Source organism: Streptomyces sp. IBSNAI002 (assembly GCF_052244475.1).
Taxonomy (GTDB): Bacteria; Actinomycetota; Actinomycetes; order Streptomycetales; family Streptomycetaceae; genus Streptomyces.
In genome coordinates this window covers 1,384,938-1,405,470 of the sequence record NZ_JBQPXG010000002.1, presented here as the reverse complement: position 1 = coordinate 1,405,470, position 20,533 = coordinate 1,384,938, and the positions used below count along the sequence as shown (strand labels likewise).

At 72.0% G+C, this 20,533-nt stretch carries 22 protein-coding genes; 11 read left to right on the top strand and 11 right to left on the bottom strand.

What is annotated here, in order from left to right; translation table 11 throughout:
• Together ACTVZO_RS06805 and bioB are read right to left on the bottom strand one after the other, a co-directional pair.
• Complete coding sequence (locus tag ACTVZO_RS06805; protein WP_443297513.1) at window positions 1-1,323, bottom strand: adenosylmethionine--8-amino-7-oxononanoate transaminase; 1,323 nt, start codon at window positions 1,321-1,323, stop codon at window positions 1-3.
• Complete coding sequence (gene bioB, locus ACTVZO_RS06800) at window positions 1,316-2,575, bottom strand: biotin synthase BioB (protein WP_443297512.1); 1,260 nt, start codon at window positions 2,573-2,575, stop codon at window positions 1,316-1,318. Before bioB ends, ACTVZO_RS06805 begins: the two co-directional genes overlap by 8 nt.
• 156 nt (window positions 2,576-2,731) lie before the next feature.
• On the opposite strand from bioB, the gene ACTVZO_RS06795 reads away from it, so the two are divergent.
• Window positions 2,732-3,904, top strand: a complete 1,173-nt coding sequence (locus tag ACTVZO_RS06795; protein ID WP_443297511.1) for an 8-amino-7-oxononanoate synthase — start codon at window positions 2,732-2,734, stop codon at window positions 3,902-3,904.
• 4 nt (window positions 3,905-3,908) lie between these two features.
• Here ACTVZO_RS06795 and ACTVZO_RS06790 read toward each other — a convergent pair whose 3' ends face one another.
• Both ACTVZO_RS06790 and ACTVZO_RS06785 read right to left on the bottom strand, forming a co-directional pair.
• Window positions 3,909-4,130, bottom strand: coding sequence for a DUF397 domain-containing protein (locus tag ACTVZO_RS06790; protein ID WP_443297510.1), 222 nt, complete (start codon window positions 4,128-4,130; stop codon window positions 3,909-3,911).
• 12 nt (window positions 4,131-4,142) lie between these two features.
• On the bottom strand, window positions 4,143-5,027 hold the full coding sequence (locus ACTVZO_RS06785; RefSeq protein WP_384231364.1) for a helix-turn-helix domain-containing protein: 885 nt from the start codon (window positions 5,025-5,027) through the stop codon (window positions 4,143-4,145).
• Between the two features lie 197 nt (window positions 5,028-5,224).
• Between ACTVZO_RS06785 and ACTVZO_RS06780 the strand changes: the two genes are divergently transcribed.
• From ACTVZO_RS06780 to ACTVZO_RS06745, 8 genes are all read left to right on the top strand, one after another.
• Window positions 5,225-5,680: an ATP-binding protein gene (locus tag ACTVZO_RS06780; protein ID WP_443297509.1), complete on the top strand. Its 456-nt coding sequence runs from the start codon at window positions 5,225-5,227 to the stop codon at window positions 5,678-5,680.
• Window positions 5,681-6,029: 349 nt separating this feature from the next.
• Window positions 6,030-6,332 (top strand): urease subunit gamma, encoded by a 303-nt coding sequence (locus ACTVZO_RS06775; RefSeq protein ID WP_443297508.1) that lies wholly within the window; start codon window positions 6,030-6,032, stop codon window positions 6,330-6,332.
• A 13-nt stretch (window positions 6,333-6,345) separates the two neighbouring features.
• The gene (locus ACTVZO_RS06770) at window positions 6,346-6,657 is read left to right on the top strand and encodes an urease subunit beta (RefSeq protein WP_384231357.1); all 312 of its coding nucleotides are present in this window, start codon (window positions 6,346-6,348) and stop codon (window positions 6,655-6,657) included.
• A complete protein-coding gene (locus tag ACTVZO_RS06765) occupies window positions 6,650-8,371 on the top strand; it encodes an urease subunit alpha (protein WP_443297507.1) in 1,722 nt (573 codons plus the stop codon). Before ACTVZO_RS06770 ends, ACTVZO_RS06765 begins: the two co-directional genes overlap by 8 nt.
• A gap of 13 nt (window positions 8,372-8,384) precedes the next feature.
• A complete protein-coding gene (locus tag ACTVZO_RS06760) occupies window positions 8,385-9,059 on the top strand; it encodes an urease accessory protein UreF (protein WP_443297506.1) in 675 nt (224 codons plus the stop codon).
• Between the two features lie 26 nt (window positions 9,060-9,085).
• A complete protein-coding gene (gene ureG / locus ACTVZO_RS06755; protein ID WP_443297505.1) occupies window positions 9,086-9,781 on the top strand; it encodes an urease accessory protein UreG in 696 nt (231 codons plus the stop codon).
• Entirely contained in the window at window positions 9,778-10,569 is a 792-nt protein-coding gene (locus tag ACTVZO_RS06750) for an urease accessory protein UreD (protein WP_443297504.1), read from the top strand. The genes ureG and ACTVZO_RS06750 overlap by 4 nt, the downstream gene beginning before the upstream one ends.
• Before the next feature lie 228 nt (window positions 10,570-10,797).
• Window positions 10,798-12,396, top strand: coding sequence for an alpha/beta hydrolase (locus ACTVZO_RS06745; protein ID WP_443303062.1), 1,599 nt, complete (start codon window positions 10,798-10,800; stop codon window positions 12,394-12,396).
• Between the two features lie 29 nt (window positions 12,397-12,425).
• On the opposite strand, the gene ACTVZO_RS06740 is transcribed toward ACTVZO_RS06745, so the two are convergent.
• The 6 genes from ACTVZO_RS06740 to ACTVZO_RS06715 all read right to left on the bottom strand — a co-directional run bounded on the left by ACTVZO_RS06740 (window position 12,426) and on the right by ACTVZO_RS06715 (window position 17,742).
• Entirely contained in the window at window positions 12,426-13,136 is a 711-nt protein-coding gene (locus tag ACTVZO_RS06740) for a lysophospholipid acyltransferase family protein (protein ID WP_443303060.1), read from the bottom strand.
• Between the two features lie 132 nt (window positions 13,137-13,268).
• Window positions 13,269-13,427 (bottom strand): hypothetical protein, encoded by a 159-nt coding sequence (locus tag ACTVZO_RS06735; RefSeq protein ID WP_361765462.1) that lies wholly within the window; start codon window positions 13,425-13,427, stop codon window positions 13,269-13,271.
• Window positions 13,428-13,459: 32 nt separating this feature from the next.
• Entirely contained in the window at window positions 13,460-14,416 is a 957-nt protein-coding gene (locus ACTVZO_RS06730) for a cytochrome c oxidase assembly protein (RefSeq protein WP_443297503.1), read from the bottom strand.
• Window positions 14,417-14,505: 89 nt separating this feature from the next.
• The gene (locus ACTVZO_RS06725; protein ID WP_443297502.1) at window positions 14,506-15,531 is read right to left on the bottom strand and encodes a 6-phosphofructokinase; all 1,026 of its coding nucleotides are present in this window, start codon (window positions 15,529-15,531) and stop codon (window positions 14,506-14,508) included.
• Between the two features lie 215 nt (window positions 15,532-15,746).
• Entirely contained in the window at window positions 15,747-16,475 is a 729-nt protein-coding gene (locus ACTVZO_RS06720; RefSeq protein WP_385060048.1) for a type 1 glutamine amidotransferase, read from the bottom strand.
• Window positions 16,476-16,503: 28 nt separating this feature from the next.
• Complete coding sequence (locus ACTVZO_RS06715) at window positions 16,504-17,742, bottom strand: MurT ligase domain-containing protein (protein WP_443297501.1); 1,239 nt, start codon at window positions 17,740-17,742, stop codon at window positions 16,504-16,506.
• Between the two features lie 123 nt (window positions 17,743-17,865).
• Here ACTVZO_RS06715 and def point away from each other — a divergent pair, with 123 nt between their 5' ends.
• Entirely contained in the window at window positions 17,866-18,426 is a 561-nt protein-coding gene (gene def, locus ACTVZO_RS06710) for a peptide deformylase (protein WP_443297500.1), read from the top strand.
• Here def and ACTVZO_RS06705 read toward each other — a convergent pair.
• Window positions 18,423-19,067, bottom strand: a complete 645-nt coding sequence (locus ACTVZO_RS06705; RefSeq protein WP_443297499.1) for a TetR family transcriptional regulator — start codon at window positions 19,065-19,067, stop codon at window positions 18,423-18,425. The genes def and ACTVZO_RS06705 overlap by 4 nt on opposite strands.
• 207 nt (window positions 19,068-19,274) lie before the next feature.
• Here ACTVZO_RS06705 and ACTVZO_RS06700 point away from each other — a divergent pair, with 207 nt between their 5' ends.
• Window positions 19,275-20,504: an acyl-CoA dehydrogenase family protein gene (locus ACTVZO_RS06700; protein WP_443297498.1), complete on the top strand. Its 1,230-nt coding sequence runs from the start codon at window positions 19,275-19,277 to the stop codon at window positions 20,502-20,504.
• Window positions 20,505-20,533 lie beyond the last annotated feature (29 nt).

The following is a 20,533-nucleotide window of genomic DNA, read 5'->3' as shown; positions in this document are numbered from 1 at the left end:
TCAGCCTTCCCGTGCCGCCGCGCACACCGCTCGGCAGATCCGGGCGACATCGGTGTCGCCCGTGACGAACGGCGGCATGGTGTAGATCAGGTCCCGGAACGGGCGCAGCCAGACGCCTTCCCGGACCGCCGCCGCGGTGGCGGCCGCCATGTCGACCTCGTGGTCGAGCTGGACCACGCCGATCGCGCCGAGGACCCGTACGTCGCGTACGCCCGGCAGCCCGGCCGCGGCCGCCAGGCCCTCGCGCAGCCCGGCCTCGATCCGCTTGACCTCGGTCGCCCAGTCCTGGCCGAGCAGCAGCTCGATCGAGGCGAGCGCCACGGCCGTGGCGAGGGGGTTGCCCATGAAGGTCGGCCCGTGCGCGAGCACCGGGACCTCGCCCCGGGAGATCCCGTCGGCCACCCGTTCCGTGCACAGGGTCGCCGCCAGCGTGAGGTAACCGCCCGTCAGCGATTTGCCCAGGCACATCACGTCCGGGGTGATCCCCGCGTGGTCCGCGGCGAACAGCGCACCGGTGCGGCCGAAGCCCGTCGCGATCTCGTCCAGGATGAGCAGCACGCCGTACTCGTCGCACAACTCGCGCAGCACCCGCAGGTGGTCGGGGTGGTGGAAGCGCATGCCGCCCGCGCCCTGCACCACCGGTTCCACGATCACCGCGGCCAGCTCGTCCGCGTGGGCGGCGACCAGGGAGCGCAGGTGGTCCGTGTACGCGGGGTCCGGCGGGGTGTCGAAGCCGCCGCGCGGTGCGTCCGCGAACACCTGCCGCGGCAGGTGGCCCTGCCACAGCTCGTGCATGCCGCCGTCGGGGTCGCAGACGGCCATCGGCTGCCAGGTGTCCCCGTGGTAGCCGCCGCGCCAGGTCAGCAGCCGGGTCTTGCCCGTCCGGCCCAGCGAACGCCAGTACTGCAGGCACATCTTGACCGCGACCTCGACCGACACCGAGCCGGAGTCGGAGAGGAAGACGTGCTCCAGTCCCGGCGGGGTGATCTCGACGAGCTTCGCGGCGAGCCGGACGGCGGGCTCATGGGTGAGCCCGCCGAACATCACGTGCGACATACGGCCCAGCTGGTCGGTCGCGGCCTCGTTCAGCACCGGGTGGTTGTAGCCGTGGATCGCCGACCACCAGGAGGACATGCCGTCGACCAGCTCCTCGTGGCCCTGGCCCTGGGACGGATCGGCGAGCCGCAGCCGCACCCCCGAGGCGGAGGCGATGACCAGCGGCTCCTGCCGCCCGGGCATCGGACCGTACGGGTGCCAGACGTGCTGCCGGTCCAGGGCGAGCAGTTCCGCACCGGACGACGGCGGATCGACCTGGTCAGGCATTGGGTGCGAGGTCCGTTCCCGCGCCGCGGCGGCGGACCGCCACGAGGTCCGGGCGGACCCCGCCCGCTTCCGCCTGAGCCGGTACGGGAGCCGCTTCCGCGTGCCCGGAGCAGCCGCCGCAGGCGGAACCGCAGCCGCCCGGGGCCTGCGGGTCCCCGGCGGTGTCGCCGGCGCCCGCCGGACCGCAGAGGGAGGCGCCGCCGCCGTGCGAGCCGCAGCCGCCGCCGACGGCCGCTTCCGCCACGTCGGCGCGGTGGGCCGGGAGGGTGCTCGTACCGGCGCCCTCCACCTCGAATCCCGCGTCCGCGATCATGTCGAGGTCCGCCTGGCCGGCCTGGCCCTCGCTGGTCAGGTAGTCGCCCAGGAAGATCGAGTTGACCAGGTGCAGGGCCAGCGGCTGCATGGACCGCAGGTGCACCTCGCGGCCGCCCGCGAGCCGGACCTCGACGTCGGGGCAGACGAAGCGGACCATCGCGAGGATCCGCAGGGCGCGCTGCGGGGTGAGGTTCCACTCCTTGGCGAGCGGGGTGCCCTCGAAGGGGATCAGGAAGTTGACCGGGACCGAGTCCGGGTCCAGTTCGCGCAGCGAGTAGACGACGTCGACGAGGTCCTCGTCGCTCTCGCCCATGCCCGCGATCAGACCGGAGCAGGCGGACAGGCCGGCGGCGTGCGCCTTCTGCACCGTGTCGACCCGGTCCGCGTAGGTGTGGGTCTTGGTGATCTGACCGTATGTCGCCTCGGAGGTGTTGAGGTTGTGGTTGTACGCGTCGGCGCCCGCGTCGCGCAGCCGCTCCGCCTGGCCGTCGGAGAGCAGGCCCAGGCAGGCGCAGACCTCGACGCCCTCGTTCTGCTCCTTGATCGCGGCGATCGTCTTGCCGACGCGCTCCACGTCCCGGTCCGTCGGGCCGCGTCCGCTCGCGACCAGGCAGACGCGCTTGGCGCCGCCCGCGACACCGGCCGCCGCGGCCTGCGAGGCCTCCTCCGGCTTCAGCCAGGTGTACTTGAGGATCTCGGCCTTCGAGCCGAGGCGCTGCGAGCAGTAGGAGCAGTCCTCCGGGCACAGGCCCGACTTCAGGTTGACCAGGTAGTTGAGCTTGACCCGGCGGCCGAACCACTGGCGGCGCACCTTGCCGGCCGCGGCCACCACGTCGAGCAGTTCGTCGTCGGAAGTCGCCAGTACGGCGAGCGCCTCTTCGCGGGTCGGCAGCTCGCGCCGCAGCCCCTTGTCCACCAGGGTGTTCAGCAGGTCCATGAGGCCGATCCTGGACCACACCACCGCTCCCGGCCAAGGAGAGATCGCACAACATGGCCGGATGGGAGTGTGTGTATCACCACACCTGACACTCAGGTCACGGCGGCTAGGGTCGGGCAGGTCTGTGGACTGCCGACAAAACACGAGGATCTGCCGATGCCCCAGCACACCCCCGGTCCGGTGGACGTCTTCGCCTGGATCGACGCCGCCGAACGCGCCCGGGAAGCGGCGGGGCTCGTGCGGACACTGCGGCCGCGGCCTGCGGCCTCCCCCCTGCTGGACCTCGCGAGCAACGACTACCTCGGGCTGTCCCGGCATCCGGAGACGGTCCGCGGCGCACGCGAGGCCGCCGAGCTGTGGGGCGGCGGAGCCACCGGTTCGCGTCTCGTGACGGGCACGACCGAGCTTCACGCGGAACTCGAGCGGGAGCTCGCGGCCTTCTGCGGGTTCGAGGCCGCGCTGGTCCTCTCCTCCGGGTACGCGGCCAACCTCGCCGCCGTCACCGCGCTCACCGACCGGGGCACGCTGGTCGTCTCCGACGCGGGCAACCACGCCTCGATCGTCGACGGCTGCCGCCTCTCGCGCGCCGAGACCGCCGTGATCCCGCACGCCGACCCGGACACCGCGCGCAAGACGCTCGCCGCGCACGGGGGCCGGGCGCTGCTGGTCACCGACTCGGTGTTCTCCGTGGACGGGGACGCCGCCCCGCTCGCCGGCTACGCGGCGGCCTGCCGTGACGGGGGTGCGGCCCTGCTGGTGGACGACGCGCACGGACTGGGCGTGCTGGGGGAGGGCGGCCGCGGCGCACTGCACGCCGCCGGACTCGCGGGCGCGCCGGGGGTGGTGGCCACGCTCACCCTGTCGAAGTCGCTGGGCAGCCAGGGCGGCGCCGTGCTGGGTCCGGCCAAGGTCATCCGGCACCTGGTCAACACCGCGCGCACCTTCATCTTCGACACCGGGCTGGCCCCCGCCGCCGCGGGCGCGGCGCTGGCGAGCCTGCGCCTGCTCCGGCGGGAACCGGAGCGCGCCGCCCGCGCCCGCGAGGTGGCCGACCGGCTGTACGGGCGGCTCACCGCGTCCGGCCTGACCGCGGCCCGGCCGGACGCGGCCGTGGTGTCGGTACGGGCCCCGTCGGCTTCGGCGGCGTTGCGCTGGGCCGCCGACTGCCGGGAGGCAGGACTGTCCGTGGGGTGCTTCCGGCCGCCGTCGGTGCCGGACGGTATCTCCCGGCTGCGGCTGACCGCCAGGGCCGATCTCACGGGGGAGGAGATCGATCAGGCCGTCGGAACGATTCTGCTGACCGCGCCGGCCGGAGCCACGGACCGCTAGGACGTCAGACGGGCACGTCCGTTCGTACGCTCGCGAGGAAGCCGGTCCAGGCCTGCCCGGTGAAGAGCACGGCCGGGCCGTCCGTCCGCTTGGAGTCGCGGACGGCCAGCAGGCCGCCGCCGAGGGCGGCCGCTTCCACGCAGTTGTTCATTCCGGTGCTGCGGCTGCTCCGCCGCCACCGCGCGGTGATCAGAAGTCCGCTGGTGGATAAGGGGGTTGCGGACACGGGGGTGCCTCCTTACGCGTCGTCAGCGAGTGAGCTGATGAGATCCGACGAGTCCTGGGGCGGGAGGGCGTGCTCCTGAATGGTGCGGAACGCGGCGCTGTACGCCTCAAGGTCTTCCTTCCGCTCCAGATAGAGGCTACTCGTCAAATGGTCGAGTACCACCACGTCCAGATCGGCGATGTTCGGAAATGAGAAAATCACGAACGGACCGGTGAGGCCGAGATGGCCTCCCACACTGAACGGCAATACCTGAAGTCGAACCTGGGGCAGCCGTCCCACCTCCACCAGGTGCCTCAACTGCCCCGCCATCACCCCCGGCCCCCCGATCTGCCGGCGCAGCACCGCCTCGTCCAGTACGGCGCTCAGCTCCAGCGGCGGATCGGCCCGCAGCACCTTCTGGCGCGCCAGCCGGACCTCGACCAGCGCGTCCACCTTCGGCTCCGGCAGTCCGCCCAGCGCGGCCCGGGTCACCGCACGCGCGTACCCGGCGGTCTGGAGCAGCCCGGGCACCACGGACAGCTCCACCGTGCGCGCCGACCGGGCGCCCGCCTCCAGGCTGATGAAGTCCCGGTACTCCTGGGGCAGCAGACCCCGGTAGTCGTGCCACCACTGGCGGCCCCGCCCGGTGTCGCCCCCCGGCCCCGGGCCGGCCGCGGAGGCCGACAGGGCTTCCAGCAGGGCCCGCTGTTCGGGGCTCACGATCTCCCCGTAGACGTCGAGGAGCAGCCGGATGTCCTCCGGTTTGACCCCGCTGCGCCCCGTCTCGATGCGGCTGATCTTCGACTGGTGCCATCCTGCGATCCGGGCCGCCTCACCACTCGTGAGACCGGACCGGTCGCGCAGGGCACGCAGTTCCTCGCCGAGCTTGCGCCGACGCACCGCGGGACCGTGCTGCATACCCGCCTCCTTCCACCGGCACAGCTCGCACCAGTCTGCCGTCCAAATACGCTCTTCCGTAGCAGAGTTCACCGCATTGAGCGACAGATATATGCATATCTTGGGGGAACGGGAGAAACGACGGGACGATGGGTGGCACTCTGGCGTTTAGCACAGATCCGGGGCGGCTCGGCCCCGGTGGGAAAGGGACCGTCGCCATGGCAGATCACCAGGAAGCATCCGTCACTCTGCCGAGCGATCCCGCTTCGGTCGCCACCGCCCGCCGCTACGTCGGGGAGGTGCTGGGCGAATGGGGTCTGCCCGACGACGCCACCACGGCCGACAGCGTCCGGCTGATCGTCTCGGAGCTCGCCACCAACGCCGTGCAGCACACCTTCGGCCAGTCGCCCACCTTCACCGTCGACATCCGGCTGGAGCGCGAGGAGTGGCTGCGCATCGGGGTGACCGACAGCCACCCGCGCTGGCCCAAGCGGCTTCCGGCCGCCGTGCAGCAGGACAACGGCCGGGGCATGGTCATCATCCGCTGGCTCACCGCGGAAGCGGGCGGCCGCCTGTCGGTCAGCCCCACCGAAGACGGCGGCAAGACGGTCTGGATCGCGCTGCCGTGGACCGTCGGCGCGCCGGCGCGGACCGCCACCGCCACCGGCTGCTGACGAGAACGGCTGGCTCCGGGCATGCTCCGGCGGCCGTCGCCGGGCCGGTTCGGAGCATGCCACCGGCCGTATACGGAACCGGGGTTCGGGGGCCCGTGAGGTGAACCGGGTGCCTTCCCGAAACGTGGGTTAACGCGGTGGAAAAGCGCGGAGCCTAGCGTGGCTCCACGTTCCTCCGCCAAAGATCACCCATGATCCGGTAAAGCGGCGGTGGTCGGGACGGAATGTCCTTCTCTGCGTTGGGCAAGACTTGCTTGGCTCGGATATCTCCAGGTCAACGGCGCGTTGACGGCCGGTAGGGTCGCCGCGGCGCGACGTTGACCCTGTCCCGGAAACTTGGTGATAACCAGTGCAACTGACTCCGCACGAGCAGGAGCGACTGCTCATCCACGTGGCCGCCGATGTGGCCGCGAGGCGCCGGGCCCGCGGGGTGCTCCTCAACCATCCCGAGGCGATCGCGCTGATCACTTCCCACCTCCTCGAAGGGGCCCGCGACGGGCGGACGGTGGCCGAGCTGATGGCCTCCGGCCGTACCGTGCTCGGCCGCGCGGAGGTCATGGAGGGGATCCCCGAGATGATCCACGACGTTCAGGTCGAGGCCACCTTCCCGGACGGAACCAAGCTCGTCACCGTCCACGCCCCGATCGTCTGAGGGAGAACCCGTCATGATCCCCGGCGAAATCGCCTACGGGGACGGTCCGGTGCGCCTCAACGAGGGCCGTCCCGTCACCCGCCTCACCGTGCTCAACGCCGCCGACCGGCCCGTCCAGGTCGGCTCCCACTACCACTTCGCCGAGGCCAACCCGGGCCTCGACTTCGACCGCTCCGCCGCCCGCGGGCTCCGGCTCAACGTCGCCGCCGGCACCGCCGTGCGCTTCGAACCGGGCATCCCGGTCGCGGTGGAACTCGTACCGCTGGGCGGACTGCGCACCGTACCGGGACTGCGCGGGGAGACCGGAGGGCCGCTCGATGGCTGAGATCTCCCGCGAGCGGTACGCCGACCTTTTCGGGCCAACGGCCGGTGACCGGATCCGGCTGGCCGACACCGACCTCTTCGTCGAGATCGAGGAAGACCGCAGCGGCGGCCCCGGCCGGGCCGGCGACGAGGCCGTCTTCGGCGGCGGCAAGGTGATCCGCGAGTCCATGGGACAGGCCCGCACCACCCGGGCCGAGGGCGCTCCCGACACCGTGATCACCGGAGTCGTGATCCTCGACCACTGGGGCATCGTCAAGGCCGACCTCGGCATCCGCGACGGCCGCATCTGCGGCATCGGCAAGGCCGGCAACCCCGACACCATGGACGGGGTCGACCCCGCGCTCGTCATCGGGCCCGAGACCGAGATCGTCTCCGGCAACGGCAGGATCGTCACCGCCGGTGCCATCGACGCCCACGTGCACTTCATCTCCCCGACCGTGATCGAGACGGCCCTCGCCTCCGGCATCACCACCCTCGTCGGCGGCGGCACCGGCCCGGCCGAGGGCACCAAGGCCACCACCGTCACCCCCGGGCCCTGGCACCTGGCCCGGATGTTCGCGGCCCTGGAGGCCTACCCCGTCAACATCGGCCTGCTGGGCAAGGGCAACACCATGTCCACCGAGGCCATGCACTCCCAGCTGCGCGGCGGTGCGCTCGGCTTCAAGATCCACGAGGACTGGGGGGCCACCCCCGCCGTGATCGACGCCTGCCTGAGCGTCTGCGACGAGACCGGGGCCCAGGTCGCCATCCACACGGACACCCTCAACGAGGCCGGGTTCGTCGCCGACACCCTCGCGGCCATCGGCGGGCGGACCATCCACTCGTACCACACCGAAGGCGCGGGCGGCGGGCACGCCCCCGACATCATCACCGTGGTCTCCGAGCCCAACATCCTGCCCAGCTCCACCAATCCGACCCGGCCGCACACCGTCAACACCGTCGAGGAGCACCTCGACATGCTGATGGTCTGCCACCACCTCAACCCGGCCGTCCCCGAGGACCTCGCCTTCGCCGAATCCCGGATCCGGCCCTCGACCATCGCCGCCGAGGACGTCCTGCACGACCTCGGGGCCATCTCCATCATCTCCTCCGACTCCCAGGCCATGGGCCGCGTCGGCGAGGTCGTCCTGCGCACCTGGCAGACCGCCCACGTGATGAAGAAGCGCCGCGGCTTCCTCCCCGGCGACGGACCCGCCGACAACCACCGCGCCCGCCGCTACGTCGCCAAGTACACGATCAACCCCGCCGTCGCCCAGGGACTGGCGCGCGAGATCGGCTCGGTCGAGACCGGCAAACTCGCCGACCTCGTCCTGTGGAACCCCGCCTTCTTCGGGGTCAAGCCCGAACTGGTCATCAAGGGCGGCCAGATCGCCTACGCGCAGATGGGCGACGCCAACGCCTCCATCCCCACCCCGCAGCCCGTGCTGCCCCGGCCGATGTTCGCCGGCCGGGGGCGGGCCCCCGGCCTGAACTCCGTCAACTTCACCGCACAGGCCGCCCTCGACGACGGACTGCCCGACCGGCTCGGCCTCGGCAAGCCGTTCGTGGCCATCGAGAGTACCCGCAAGATCGGCAAGGCGGACATGCACAACAACGACGCCCTGCCCAGGGTAGAGGTCGACGCCGACACCTTCACCGTCACCATCGACGGCGAGGCCGTGGAACCGGCGCCCGCCGCGGAGCTGCCCATGGCGCAGAGATACTTCCTCTTCTGATGGGCACGGCCAGATGAGCCTCGCCGCCCTGCTCGTCCTCGCCGACGGCCGCTTCCCCGCCGGAGGCCACGCGCACTCCGGCGGGGCCGAGGCCGCCTGCAAGGCCGGCCGGATCCACGACGCCGCCACCCTGGAGGACTTCTGCCGGGGCCGGCTGCACACCGCCGGACTCACCGCCGCCGCCCTCGCGGCGGCGGCCGCGCTCGGCCTCGACCCGGCGGAGCTCGACGCAGCCGCCGACGCCCGTACCCCCTCGCCCGCCCTGCGCACCGCCGCGCGGCGCCTCGGCCGCCAGCTGCTGCGGGCCGCCCGGGCCACCTGGCCCGCCGCCGAACTGGACGCACTGGCCGCCGCGTTCCCGCGCGGGGCCCACCAGCCCGTCGTGCTCGGCCTCACCGCCCGGGCGGCGGGCCTCGGGCCGCTCGACGCGGCGCACGTGGCGGCGTACGAGAGCATCGGCGGACCCGCGACCGCGACCGTGCGGCTGCTGGGCCTGGACCCCTTCGAGGCGAGCGCGGTGCTGGCCCGGCTGGCCCCCGAGCTCGACGCCGTCGCGGCCCGGGCGGCCGAGGCCGCGCACCGGGCCCGCACGGAGGGCGCGGGCGCCCTTCCCGCGGCCTCCTCGCCCCTGCTGGAGATCGCGGCGGAGGTCCATGCCGACTGGCCGGTCCGACTCTTCGCTTCCTGACCACCCCTTCAAGGAGACTCCCCCCCATGCACCTCGACCACGCGGTGACCTATCCCCCTCGCCATACGCACAGCGCCGCGCCGCTGCGCGCCGACGGCTCCCGTCGCGCCCTGCGCATCGGGCTGGGCGGACCCGTCGGCTCCGGGAAGACCGCCACCGTCGCCGCCCTGTGCCGCGCCCTGCGCGCCGAACTGTCCATGGCCGTCGTCACCAACGACATCTACACGCGCGAGGACGCCGAGTTCCTGCTCCGCGAAGCCGTCCTGCCGCCCGAGCGGATCGCCGCGGTGGAGACCGGTGCCTGCCCGCACACCGCCATCCGCGACGACATCTCCGCCAACCTGGAGGCCGTCGAGGAACTCGAGGAGACCTTCCGGGAGACCGGCCCGCTCGACCTGATCCTCGTGGAGTCCGGCGGGGACAACCTCACCGCCACCTTCTCCCGCGGGCTCGTCGACGCGCAGATCTTCGTCATCGACGTGGCCGGCGGGGACGACATCCCGCGCAAGGGCGGCCCCGGCGTCACCACCGCCGACCTCCTCGTCGTCAACAAGACCGACCTCGCCCCGTACGTCGGCTCCGACCTCGGGCGGATGGCCCGCGACGCCGCCGAGCAGCGCGGTGAACTGCCCGTCGCCTTCCAGTCGCTGCGCGGCCCGGAAGGCGTGGCTCCGGTGGCCGCGTGGGTGCGCGAGCGGATGGCCGCCTGGATCGTACGGTGACCACGGCGGCCCCCCTCACCCCCGCGGGCCTGCGCGCCACCGCCCGCGTCCACGCCGTCGCCGACGGCCGGGGCGGCACCGCCCTGCCGTTGCTGGCCGGGGAAGGGCCGCTCGCGCTGCGCCGCACCCGGGGGACCCCGGCCGAGGCCGGGGTCATGCTGGTGGGCGCCATGAGCGCCCCGCTGGGTGGCGACCACCTCACCGTCGAGGCGACCGCCGGACCCGGTGCGCGTCTCGCCCTGGCCTCGGCGGCGGCCACCCTGGCCCTGCCCGGCCGGGGCGGCGAGCCCGCGCGGTACGACGTACACCTCACCCTGGAGGACGGTGCGGCCGTGCGCTGGCTGCCCGAGCCGCTGGTGTCCGTGCGGGGCAGCGACCTGCGGGTGCACACGCGGGTCCGACTGGCCCCCACGGCCCGGCTGCTGCTGCGCGAGGAACAGGTGCTGGGCCGTTGCGGGGAGGTCCCGGGCCTGCTGCGCAGCCGGCTCACCGCCATCCGCGGGGACCGGCCGCTGCTGGACCAGGAGTTGACCTGCGGACCCGGCGCGCCCGGCGGCTGGGACGGTCCCGCGGGGCTGGCGGGGCACCGGGCGCTCGGCCAACTCCTCGTCGTGGAGCCGGCCTTCGCGCAGAGTCCGCCCACGGCGGGGGTGCTCGGCGAGTTCGCCGCGGTCACTCCGCTGGCCGGTCCGGCCGTCCTCGTGACCGCCCTGGCCCCGGACGCGCTGCGGCTGCGGGAGCTGCTCGACCAGGCCGCCCGGACCTACGGGCCGCCGTCCGGGGCGTAGTTCGGAGCGGCCCGGCACCGCTCAGCGGTACCCGCTTATCCGGTTATCGGGTTGGCAAAGAACTCGGCCGCGCTCTGTCGCCGGGTCGTGGTGAGGCGCAAGGATCCCCTTGCACGTCGGCCTGCACGTCGACGACCGAACTGACGCAGGGGGAACGACCACGTGATACGCAACGCGGCGCTGGGGAGCGCCGCCACACTGATCACCGGCACGCTGGCGGCGAGCCTGATGCTCGCCCCGTCGGCCACGGCGGCCTCGGCCGGCCGCGACAACGGGGCCGCGGAGGCGGTGGGCGTCCAGATCGCCGCCGCCCGCGCCGCCCGCACCGGGATCGACTGGAAGGACTGTCCGGCCGACTGGGGCTTCGAGAAGCCCATTCAGTGCGGCTGGGTGAAGGTCCCGCTCGACTACACCAAGCCGTTCGGCAAGACCATCGACATCGCCGTCGACCGGATCGGCAACACGGGCACCAAGGAGGAGCGCCAGGGCGCCCTCGTCTACAACCCCGGCGGCCCCGGCGGTTCCGGCATGCGCTTCCCGCGCCGGGTCACCACCAAGAGCCCGCTGTGGGTCAACGCCTCCAAGGCGTACGACTTCGTGGGCTTCGACCCCCGCGGCGTCGGCCACTCCGCGCCGGTCTCCTGCATCGACCCGCAGGAGTTCGTCAAGGCCCCCAAGGCCGACCCGGTCCCGTCCAACGAGGCCGACAAGCGTGCCCAGCGCAAGCTCGCCGCCGCGTACGCGGACGGCTGCAAGGAGCGCAGCGGCGAGATGCTGCCGCACATGACCACGCCGAACACCGCGCGCGACCTCGACGTGATCCGCGCCGCCCTCGGCGAGCAGAAGCTGAACTTCCTCGGCGTCTCGTACGGCACCTACATCGGCGGGGTCTACGCGACCCTCTTCCCGACCCACGTGCGCCGCATGATCGTCGACAGCGTGGTCAACCCGGACACGGACAACATCTGGTACGAGGCCAACCTCGGCCAGGACGTGGCCTTCCAGACGCGCTGGAACGACTGGCAGGACTGGGTCGCCAAGAACGACGCGGTCTTCCACCTCGGCGACACCCGCGCCAAGGTCGAGGCCAGGTACCAGGTGCTGCGCGCCAAGGCCAAGGCCAGCCCGCTGGGCGGGGTCGTCGGCCCGGCCGAGCTCATCGGCTTCTTCCAGGGCGCCCCGTACTACGACTCCTCCTGGGTGCCCGTCGCCCAGACCTGGGCCGCGTACGAGGCGGGTGACGAGCAGGCGCTCGTCGACGCCATCGCCCCGGACATGTCGGACACCCAGGGCAACGCGGCGTCCGAGAACGGCAACGCCGTCTACACCGCCGTCGAGTGCGCCGACGCCAAGTGGCCCACCAGCTGGGCCAAGTGGGACCGGGACAACACCAGGCTGCACGCCAAGTACCCGTTCCTGACCTGGTCGAACGCGTGGATGAACCTGCCCTGCGCGACCTGGAAGTCCAAGCAGAGCACCCCGATCGAGGTCGGTGCCAAGCGCGGTCTGGCACCGGTGCTGATCGTCCAGTCCGAGCGGGACGCGGCCACGCCGTACGAGGGAGCGGTCGAGCTGCACCGCCGCCTCGCCGGCTCCCGTCTGATCACCGAGCAGAACGCCGGCTCGCACGGTGTCACCAGCCTGGTGAACCCCTGCATCAACACGCGGGTCGACACGTACCTGCTGACCGGCAAGGTCGACGCCAAGGACGTGAAGTGCGCACCGCACGCCGCTCCGGTCGCCCCCGCCCCGGTCGCCGCGCTGTCGCTCGACCACGGTGCGGGCGCCGGCTGGCCGGCGCGTGAGGAACTCCCGGCCGTCCGCTAGGCCCGGGCCGTACGTGGACGGGAGGAGGCTCAGCGCGATCGGCGCCGGGCCTTCTTCCGTTCCTCCTCTTCCTCGGCCTTGACCTCCGCCGCGTAGCGGTCGACGTACTCCTGTCCGGACAGTTCGAGGACGGCGTACATGATCTCGTCGGTCACGGCGCGCAGAACGGCCCGCTCGCCCTCCAGCCCGGCGTACCGGGAGAAGTCCATCGGCGCGCCGAAGCGGATCGTCACCCGGCGGATCTTCGGGATCTTCTGCCCGGGCGGCTGGATCTCGAAGGTGCCGACCATCGCGCACGGCACGACGGGCACCCCGGCGCCCAGGGCCATCGCGGCCACGCCCACCTTGCCCTTGTACAGCCGCCCGTCGTGCGAGCGGGTGCCCTCCGGGTAGATGCCCAGCAGTTCGTCCTTGGCCAGCACGCCCAGCCCCTCGCGCAGCGCCGCCTGGCCGGCGTCCTTGCCGGAGCGGTCCACGGGGATCTGCCCGGCGCTGCGGAAGAAGGCGGCCGTCAGCCGCCCCTTGACCCCGGGACCGGTGAAGTACTCGGCCTTGGCGAGGAAGGTGATGCGCCGCTTGAGGATCGCAGGCATGAGGAAGTGGTCGGAGAACGACAGGTGGTTGCCCGCGATGATCGCGGCCCCCTCCGCCGGGATGTTCTCGAGGCCCTCGATCCGAGGTCTGAACAGCAGCCGCAGCAGCGGACCGAGCAGTACGTGCTTGAGCAAGTGGTAGAACACCAGGCCGCTCCGTTTCGCCCGGCCGGCGCCGGACATGGCGAAAAGCACCAGTCTAAGGTGCGCTCGCACGCACCGTCACGACCTGGCACGCACGGTCGGGCCCGGCGGTTCAGCGGCGGGGGCCGCAGGGGCTCACGCGCCGCGTGAGGCGGCCATTCCCGCGGTCAGAAGTCCCAGCACCACCCAGCCGAACCACAGCCAGCCGTTGCTGCCGAGAGCCACGGAGTACGTGGCGACGGCCACCAGGGCGGCGAAGGTCATGACTGCCATCGCCTTAACGGATCCGGTCATGCTCCATGGTGGCCCGCGAAGGCCGTAGTCCGCTACTGGCCACGCGCCTGGAGCGAGGCCAGATACGCGTTGTACGCCTCCAGCTCCTGGTCGCCGTTGCGGTCCGCCGCCCGGTCGGAGCGCTTCGCCGCCCGCTGCTCGGAGTGGTACCACTGGTAGACCAGCGCGATCAGCACCAGGACCGAGGGGATCTCGCTGAAGGCCCAGGCGATGCCGCCGCCCCACTGCTGGTCGAGCAGCGGATCGATGCCGAGGGAGGCCGGCGGGTTCGCGTAGGTCTTGATCATCGGCTCGCTGGCCATCATCAGGGCGATGCCGAAGAAGGCGTGGAACGGCATGCCGGCGAAGAGCTCCAGCATCCGCATCACGTAGCCGGGGCGGTGCGGCCCCGGGTCGATGCCCATGATCGGCCAGAAGAAGACCAGGCCGACCGCGAGGAAGTGCACCATCATCGCGATGTGCCCGGTCCTGGACTCCATCAGGAAATCGAAGAGCGGGGTGAAGTAGAGGCCGTAGAGGCTGGCGATGAACATGGGGATCGTGAAGGCCGGGTGGGTGATGATCCGCATGTAGCGGCTGTGCAGCAGCATCAGCAGCAGCTCGCGCGGGCCCTTGCGGCCGCGAGCGGCGGGCGGCAGCGCACGCAGCATCAGGGTCACCGGAGCGCCCAGCAGCAGCAGGATCGGGGTGATCATGCTGATCACCATGTGCTGGACCATGTGCACGCTGAACATGACCATGCCGTAGTCGTTCAGCTTGGTGCACATCACCAGCACCACGGTCAGCACACCCAGGGTGAAGGCGATGGTCCGGCCCAGCGGCCAGGAGTCCCCGCGCCGGCGCAGCCGCAGCACGCCCCAGCCGTACAGCGCGAGCCCCAGCAGGGAGCCGAAGAGGAAGAAGGCGTCGAAGGAGAACTCCAGCCCGCGTCCGAGAGTGAAGGGCGGCAGGTCCATGTTCATGCCCATGCCGTGCCCGCTGTGGTCCATCTCTTCACTCCCTTGACTGTGGCGCCCCACCACAGTAGTGCCGCCCCCGTACGCACCTGCGCGCGGGGGCGGCCGTATCGGGCATACGGTTACAGAACCGTCTGGGCCTCGTCGTAGCGCTCGGCCGGCACCGTCTTGAGGGTCGACGTCGCCTCGGCGAGCGGGACCATCTCGATCTCCGTGCCGCGCAGCGCGGTCAGCATGCCGAACTCGCCGCGGTGCGCGGCCTCCACGGCGTGCCAGCCGAAGCGGGTCGCCAGCACCCGGTCGTACGCGGTGGGCGTGCCGCCGCGCTGGACGTGGCCCAGGATCACCGGCCGCGCCTCCTTGCCCAGGCGGTGCTCCAGCTCCACCGCGAGCCGGTTGCCGATGCCGGCGAACCGCTCGTGGCCGTAGATGTCGACACCGCCCTCCTCCAGGTCCATCGAGCCGGGCCGCGGCTTGGCGCCCTCGGCGACCACGACGATCGCGAACCGCTTGCCCGCCGAGAACCGCTCGCCGACGATCGCCGTCAGCTCGTCGATGTCGAAGGGGCGTTCCGGTACGACGATCGCGTGCGCGCCGGCCGCCATGCCCGAGTGCAGGGCGATCCAGCCGGTGTGCCGGCCCATGACCTCGACGACCATCACGCGCTGGTGGGACTCGGCGGTGGTCTTCAGCCGGTCCAGCGCCTCGGTGGCGACACCGACGGCGGTGTCGAAGCCGAAGGTGACGTCGGTGGAGGCGATGTCGTTGTCGATGGTCTTGGGAACGCCGACGATCGGCAGGCCCGCCTGCGAGAGCAGGTTCGCGGCCTTCAGGGTGCCCTCGCCGCCGATCGGGATGATCGCGTCGAGGCCGAGGTCCGCGACGTGGCCGCGGGCGCGCTCCACGCCGTCGCGCAGGTGCGCGGGCTGCACCCGGGAGGAGCCGAGGATGGTGCCGCCGCGGGCGAGGATGCCGGCGACGGCGTCGAGGTCGAGCTTGCGGTAGTCCGCCTCCAGCAGGCCCTTCCAGCCGTCGTGGAAGCCGATCACCTCGTCGCCGTGGTCGACGACCGCGCGGTGGACGACGGAGCGGATGACGGCATTCAGGCCGGGGCAGTCGCCACCGGAGGTGAGCACACCAATGCGCATGGCAGGAAGAGACCTTTGCAACGTGGGCCGACGACCGGACCACGTCGTCCGGTTGGAACTACGGCCACCCTACAAGCGGTGGAGCAGTGGACTGAACCATCCTCCACATGCTGGTCGTACACGTCGTACGAAACGACGTCGGCCCGGTTCCCCCTAGGGAAAACCGGGCCGAACACATGATGGCGGGGCCGCCCCGATGAGCGGCCCGCGGGGCGCTACGCGGGCTGCGTCGCCGCCGCGATGCGCTCCGCGCGCAGCGCCTCGTACCACCGGTCGTCTATGGCCGGCAGCGCGTTCACGTCGAGGGCCAGCTTCAGCAGCAGGTCCGCGATCTGCGGGTTGCGGGCCATCACGGGTCCGTGCATGTACGTGCCGAACACCGTGTCGTTGTACGCGCCTTCGGTGCCGTCTCCGGTGCCGTTGCCGCGGCCCATGCTCACGCGGGCGAACGGCCGGGCCGTCGGACCGAGGTGCGTGACGCCCTGGTGGTTCTCGAAGCCCGTCAGCTGCGGCAGGCCGAGGCGCGGGTCGATGTCGGCGAGGACGTCGCCGACGCACCGCTCGCCCTCACCGCGGACGGTGACCACGTCCAGCAGGCCGAGGCCCTCCTGGCGCTGGCCCTGGTCGTTGACGAACTCCTTGCCGAGGATCTGGTACCCGGCGCAGACGGAGAAGACGATCGCCCCGTTCGAGACGGCCCGCTCCAGACCGCCGTCGCGCACCAGGCGCTCGGCGGCCAGGCGCTGCGGCCGGTCCTCGCCGCCGCCGATCAGGTAGATGTCGCCCGAGGTGGGGATCGGCTGGTCGCTGCGCACGTCCACGCGCTGCACGTCCAGGCCGCGCTGGCGCGCCCGGCGCTCCACCACGAGGGCGTTGCCCTGGTCTCCGTACGTGCTGAGCAGGTCGGGGTAGACCCACACCAGACGCAGGCTGTTGTCGCTCATGCTCTTGTCCTCTGCGGTTCTGAGGGGGCTAGTTGCCGACGCGGCGGCGCACGTCCTGGAAGGCGGTGTAGTTGGCGATCAGCTCGATCTGTCCGGGCGGCGCCAGCTGCACGGCCTCGTCGAGCGTCTCGCACACCCGGAAGTCCAGGCCCGCGACCTCGAGGCGGACCGCGAGGTCCAGCTTGCGGTCGCCGATCACGAAGATCGGGTGGCCGGCCAGGCGCGGGTAGTCCACGTCCCACAGCCAGGAGGTGTCGGTGCCGTCGGCGCCGCGCGCGTTCACCGAGAGGATCACCGGGGCGGGCGGCGGATCGATCAGCGAAAACGTTTCGAGCCAGCCCGCCGGGTTCTTCGCGAGCAGCAGCCGCAGCTCACGGCCCTGGAAGTTCACCACGTCGTAGCGGCCGGCGACGGCCTGCACCTGGTACATCCGCTCCAGCGCGACCTGCGGCGGGACGCCGAAGACGGCGGCGACGGCGGCCGAGGTGGCGGCGTTGGCCTTGTTGGCGCGGCCCGGCAGCTGGAGGTGGATCGGCCAGGCGCTGCCGTGCGGGTCCAGGACGTGGTCGCCGGAGAGCACCCAGCTCGGCGTGGGGCGGCGGAAGCCGCACTCGCCGCAGAACCAGTCGTCGCCCGGGCGCTGCATGACACCGCCGCAGGAGGGGCACGACCAGGCGTCGTCCTTCCACTCCTGGCCGGCCGCGACCCACACCACGTTCTGGGAGGAGGAGGCGGACCAGACGATCAGCGGGTCGTCGCAGTTCGCGACGATGACCGCCTTGGAGCCGGACAGGCCCTCGCGCCACTTCTCCGCGAGCATGCGGGTCTCGGCGGCGCGGTCCAGCTGGTCGCGGGAGAGGTTCAGCAGGGCGATCACCTTGGGGGTGACGTCCCGGGCCACACCGGCCAGGTACTTCTCGTCGACCTCGATGACGCCGTACTTGGCGTCCGAGCCGCCGGCCAGGGCCGAGGTGATGCCGGCCGGCATGTTCGCGCCGAGGGCGTTGGAGACGACGGGACCGCTGGCCCGCAGGGCCTCCGCGATCAGCCGGGTCGTCGTGGTCTTGCCGTTCGTCGCGGAGACGAGGACGACGTCGAGATGCTGCGCCAGCGCGCCGAGGAGATCGGGGTCGAGCCTGAGTGCGACCTTGCCGCCGATCACCGATCCGCTTCCGCGTCCCGCGGCCCGCGACACCGCCGCCGCGGCCTTGCCCGCCGTCACGGCCAGCTTGGCCCGCGGCGAAAGCGGCTCCGTGTTGCCTGCCATCGTCCCTTGTCCTCCTTGCGTCGGTCGGCCCCAGCCTATCCAGTAGCGGCCGGGGCCTTGACCGCGGCGCCCCCACACCGCGGCAGATCTCCTCATATATTCGCCCGTCGTACGCTTACGGCCATGCGACAGCGCCCCATCCCCGGTACCACCGGCATCGTCCGCACCATGAGCCTGCTGGGCGATCCGGTGCTCCATTCCGCTTGCGCGGAGGTCACCGCGTTCGGACCGGAACTCGACCGGCTCATCGAGGACATGTTCGCGACGATGTACGCGGCGCAGGGCGTCGGCCTCGCCGCGAACCAGATCGGGGTCGGGCAGCGGGTCTTCGTCTACGACTGCCCCGACGACGAGGACGTCCGCCATGTCGGCCACGTCGTCAACCCGCGGCTGGTCACGGCCGACGGGGACGAGTTCCTGGGGCCCGAGGGCTGTCTGTCGCTGCCGGGGCTGGAGGCGGGGACGGCCCGCTTCGACCACGCCGTGGTGGAGGGGGTCACCTCGGACGGCGCGGCCGTGCGGATCTCCGGGACCGGCTTCTTCGCGCGGTGCCTCCAGCACGAGTGCGACCACCTGGACGGGACCGTGTACGCGGACCGCGTGACGGGGCTGCGGGCCCGCCGCCTGCGGCGGGCCATCCGCAAGACCCCCTGGGGCGCGGCCGGATCTGCCCGGCGGGGCTAGAAGCCCGGGCCGTCGGCGCGGTTGCCGGCCGTGGCCAGGCGGCCCCAGAGGAGGTCCGTGAGGCCCGTGACCAGCTCCGCGCGGTCGCAGGGGCGTTCGCCGAGCCACCAGTCGCCCGCCGCGTGCATCATGCCGACGATGCCGTGGCCCCAGACGCGGGCGAGGCGTTCGCCGCCCGGGCCGAGGTCCACCCGCTCGCCGATCACCTGCGCCAGCTCCTCGCCGAGGCGGCGCAGCAGCGGGGCCGAGTGCAGGCCCACGTCGAAGCCGCGCTCGGTGCTCTGGGAGTCCTCCGCCGGGTGCATGAGGAAGCGGTACACCTGCGGACGGGCCTCGATGGCGGCGAGGTAGGTGTCGAGGGTGGACTCCACCCGGCGCCGGCGCTCGGCCGGGGCGTCGAGCGCGGCCCGCAGCGAGTCGAGCAGGGCGTCGGTGTGCCGCACGGCGAGGGCCTGGTAGAGACCCGCCTTGTCGCCGAAGTGCCGGTAGAGGATCGGCTTGGTGATACCGGCCTCGGCCGCGATGGCGTTCATGGAGGCCTTGGGGCCGTCCCTGAGCACCACCCGGTCGGCGGCTTCGAGCAGCTCCCGGCGACGGCGCTCGCCCGCTCCCGGCTCGCCTGGCTGCTGCGTGGTCTCCATGATGTCTTTCTCTCCCCGCCCTTGCGATGTGCGTGACGCCCACGCAACGTAACACCCCGCACACCCTCGCGATCGAATCGGCGGAGGTCGGGGCCACTCGGCACCGTCCGCGCTTGACACTGCTTACCGGCCGGTAACATACTGTGTCCACGTGTGGGTTACCGTGAGTAACACACCAGGGGCGAGCACAGGACAGGTGGAGGGGACATGGCGGAGTTCACCATGGAGCTCAACGACGACCAGAAGCAGGTGCGGGACTGGATCCACGGCTTCGCCGCCGACGTGATCCGCCCCGCGGCCGCGGAATGGGACGAACGCGAGGAGACTCCCTGGCCCGTCATCCAGGAGGCCGCCAAGGTCGGCATCTACTCGCTGGACTTCTACGCCCAGCAGTTCTTCGACCCTACGGGCCTCGGCATCCCGATGGCTATGGAAGAGCTGTTCTGGGGTGACGCGGGCATCGCCCTGTCGATCGTCGGCACCGGGCTCGCGGCCATCGGCGTCGTCGCCAACGGCACCGAGGAGCAGATCGGCACCTGGATCCCGCAGATGTACGGCACGCCGGACGACGTGAAGGTCGCCGCCTTCTGCTCCTCCGAGCCGGACGCGGGCTCCGACGTCGGCGCCATGCGCACGCGGGCCGTCTACGACCAGGCCAAGGACGAGTGGGTGCTGAACGGCACCAAGACCTGGGCGACCAACGGCGGCATCGCCAACGTGCACATCGTGGTCGCGGTCGTCGATCCCGAGCTGGGCAGCAAGGGCCACGCCTCCTTCATCGTCCCGCCGAACACCCCCGGCCTGTCCCAGGGACAGAAGTTCAAGAAGCACGGCATCCGCGCCTCGCACACCGCCGAGGTGGTGCTCGAGGACGTACGGATCCCCGGCTCCTGCCTGCTCGGCGGCAAGGAGAAGCTCGACGAGCGGCTCGCGCGGGCCCACGAGCGGGCCCGCAGCGGCGGGGGCGAGCGCGTGAAGAACGCGGCCATGGCCACCTTCGAGGCCTCCCGGCCGGCGGTCGGCGCGATGGCCGTGGGCACGGCGCGCGCCGCGTACGAGGTGGCCCTGGACTACGCGAAGACACGGACCCAGTTCGGCCGGCCGATCATCGACAACCAGGGCGTGGCGTTCCAGCTCGCCGACATGCGCACGCAGATCGACGCGGCCCGGCTGCTCGTGTGGCGGGCGTCCTGGATGGCGGTCGCGGGCCGGCCCTTCACGTCCGCGGAGGGTTCCATGTCGAAGCTCTTCGCGAGCGAGGTCGCCAAGAAGGTGACCGCGCAGGCGGTCCAGATCCTCGGCGGCAACGGCTTCACCCGCGAGTACCCGGTGGAGCGCATGCACCGGGACAGCGCCATCTACACGATCTTCGAGGGGACCAGCGAGATCCAGCGGCTGGTGATCGCCCGCACCATCTCGGACATGCCCATCCGCTAGGGCCTGTCGTCAAACTCCCGTCTGCCCCG

Bases quoted from the DNA above. Each gene is read 5' to 3' on its own strand.
- ACTVZO_RS06765 (WP_443297507.1), top strand. From the start codon at position 6,650: ATGGCTGAGATCTCCCGCGAGCGGTACGCCGACCTTTTCGGGCCAACG.
- ACTVZO_RS06795 (WP_443297511.1), top strand. From the start codon at position 2,732: ATGCCCCAGCACACCCCCGGTCCGGTGGACGTCTTCGCCTGGATCGAC.
- ACTVZO_RS06720 (WP_385060048.1), bottom strand. From the start codon at position 16,475: ATGAGCGACAACAGCCTGCGTCTGGTGTGGGTCTACCCCGACCTGCTC.
- ureG (WP_443297505.1), top strand. From the start codon at position 9,086: ATGCACCTCGACCACGCGGTGACCTATCCCCCTCGCCATACGCACAGC.
- ACTVZO_RS06745 (WP_443303062.1), top strand. From the start codon at position 10,798: ATGCTCGCCCCGTCGGCCACGGCGGCCTCGGCCGGCCGCGACAACGGG.
- ACTVZO_RS06705 (WP_443297499.1), bottom strand. From the start codon at position 19,067: ATGGAGACCACGCAGCAGCCAGGCGAGCCGGGAGCGGGCGAGCGCCGT.
- ACTVZO_RS06715 (WP_443297501.1), bottom strand. From the start codon at position 17,742: ATGGCAGGCAACACGGAGCCGCTTTCGCCGCGGGCCAAGCTGGCCGTG.
- ACTVZO_RS06770 (WP_384231357.1), top strand. From the start codon at position 6,346: ATGATCCCCGGCGAAATCGCCTACGGGGACGGTCCGGTGCGCCTCAAC.
- ACTVZO_RS06805 (WP_443297513.1), bottom strand. From the start codon at position 1,323: ATGCCTGACCAGGTCGATCCGCCGTCGTCCGGTGCGGAACTGCTCGCC.
- ACTVZO_RS06780 (WP_443297509.1), top strand. From the start codon at position 5,225: ATGGCAGATCACCAGGAAGCATCCGTCACTCTGCCGAGCGATCCCGCT.
- bioB (WP_443297512.1), bottom strand. From the start codon at position 2,575: ATGGACCTGCTGAACACCCTGGTGGACAAGGGGCTGCGGCGCGAGCTG.
- ACTVZO_RS06760 (WP_443297506.1), top strand. From the start codon at position 8,385: ATGAGCCTCGCCGCCCTGCTCGTCCTCGCCGACGGCCGCTTCCCCGCC.
- ACTVZO_RS06700 (WP_443297498.1), top strand. From the start codon at position 19,275: ATGGCGGAGTTCACCATGGAGCTCAACGACGACCAGAAGCAGGTGCGG.
- ACTVZO_RS06725 (WP_443297502.1), bottom strand. From the start codon at position 15,531: ATGCGCATTGGTGTGCTCACCTCCGGTGGCGACTGCCCCGGCCTGAAT.
- def (WP_443297500.1), top strand. From the start codon at position 17,866: ATGCGACAGCGCCCCATCCCCGGTACCACCGGCATCGTCCGCACCATG.
- ACTVZO_RS06785 (WP_384231364.1), bottom strand. From the start codon at position 5,027: ATGCAGCACGGTCCCGCGGTGCGTCGGCGCAAGCTCGGCGAGGAACTG.
- ACTVZO_RS06735 (WP_361765462.1), bottom strand. From the start codon at position 13,427: ATGACCGGATCCGTTAAGGCGATGGCAGTCATGACCTTCGCCGCCCTG.
- ACTVZO_RS06730 (WP_443297503.1), bottom strand. From the start codon at position 14,416: ATGGACCACAGCGGGCACGGCATGGGCATGAACATGGACCTGCCGCCC.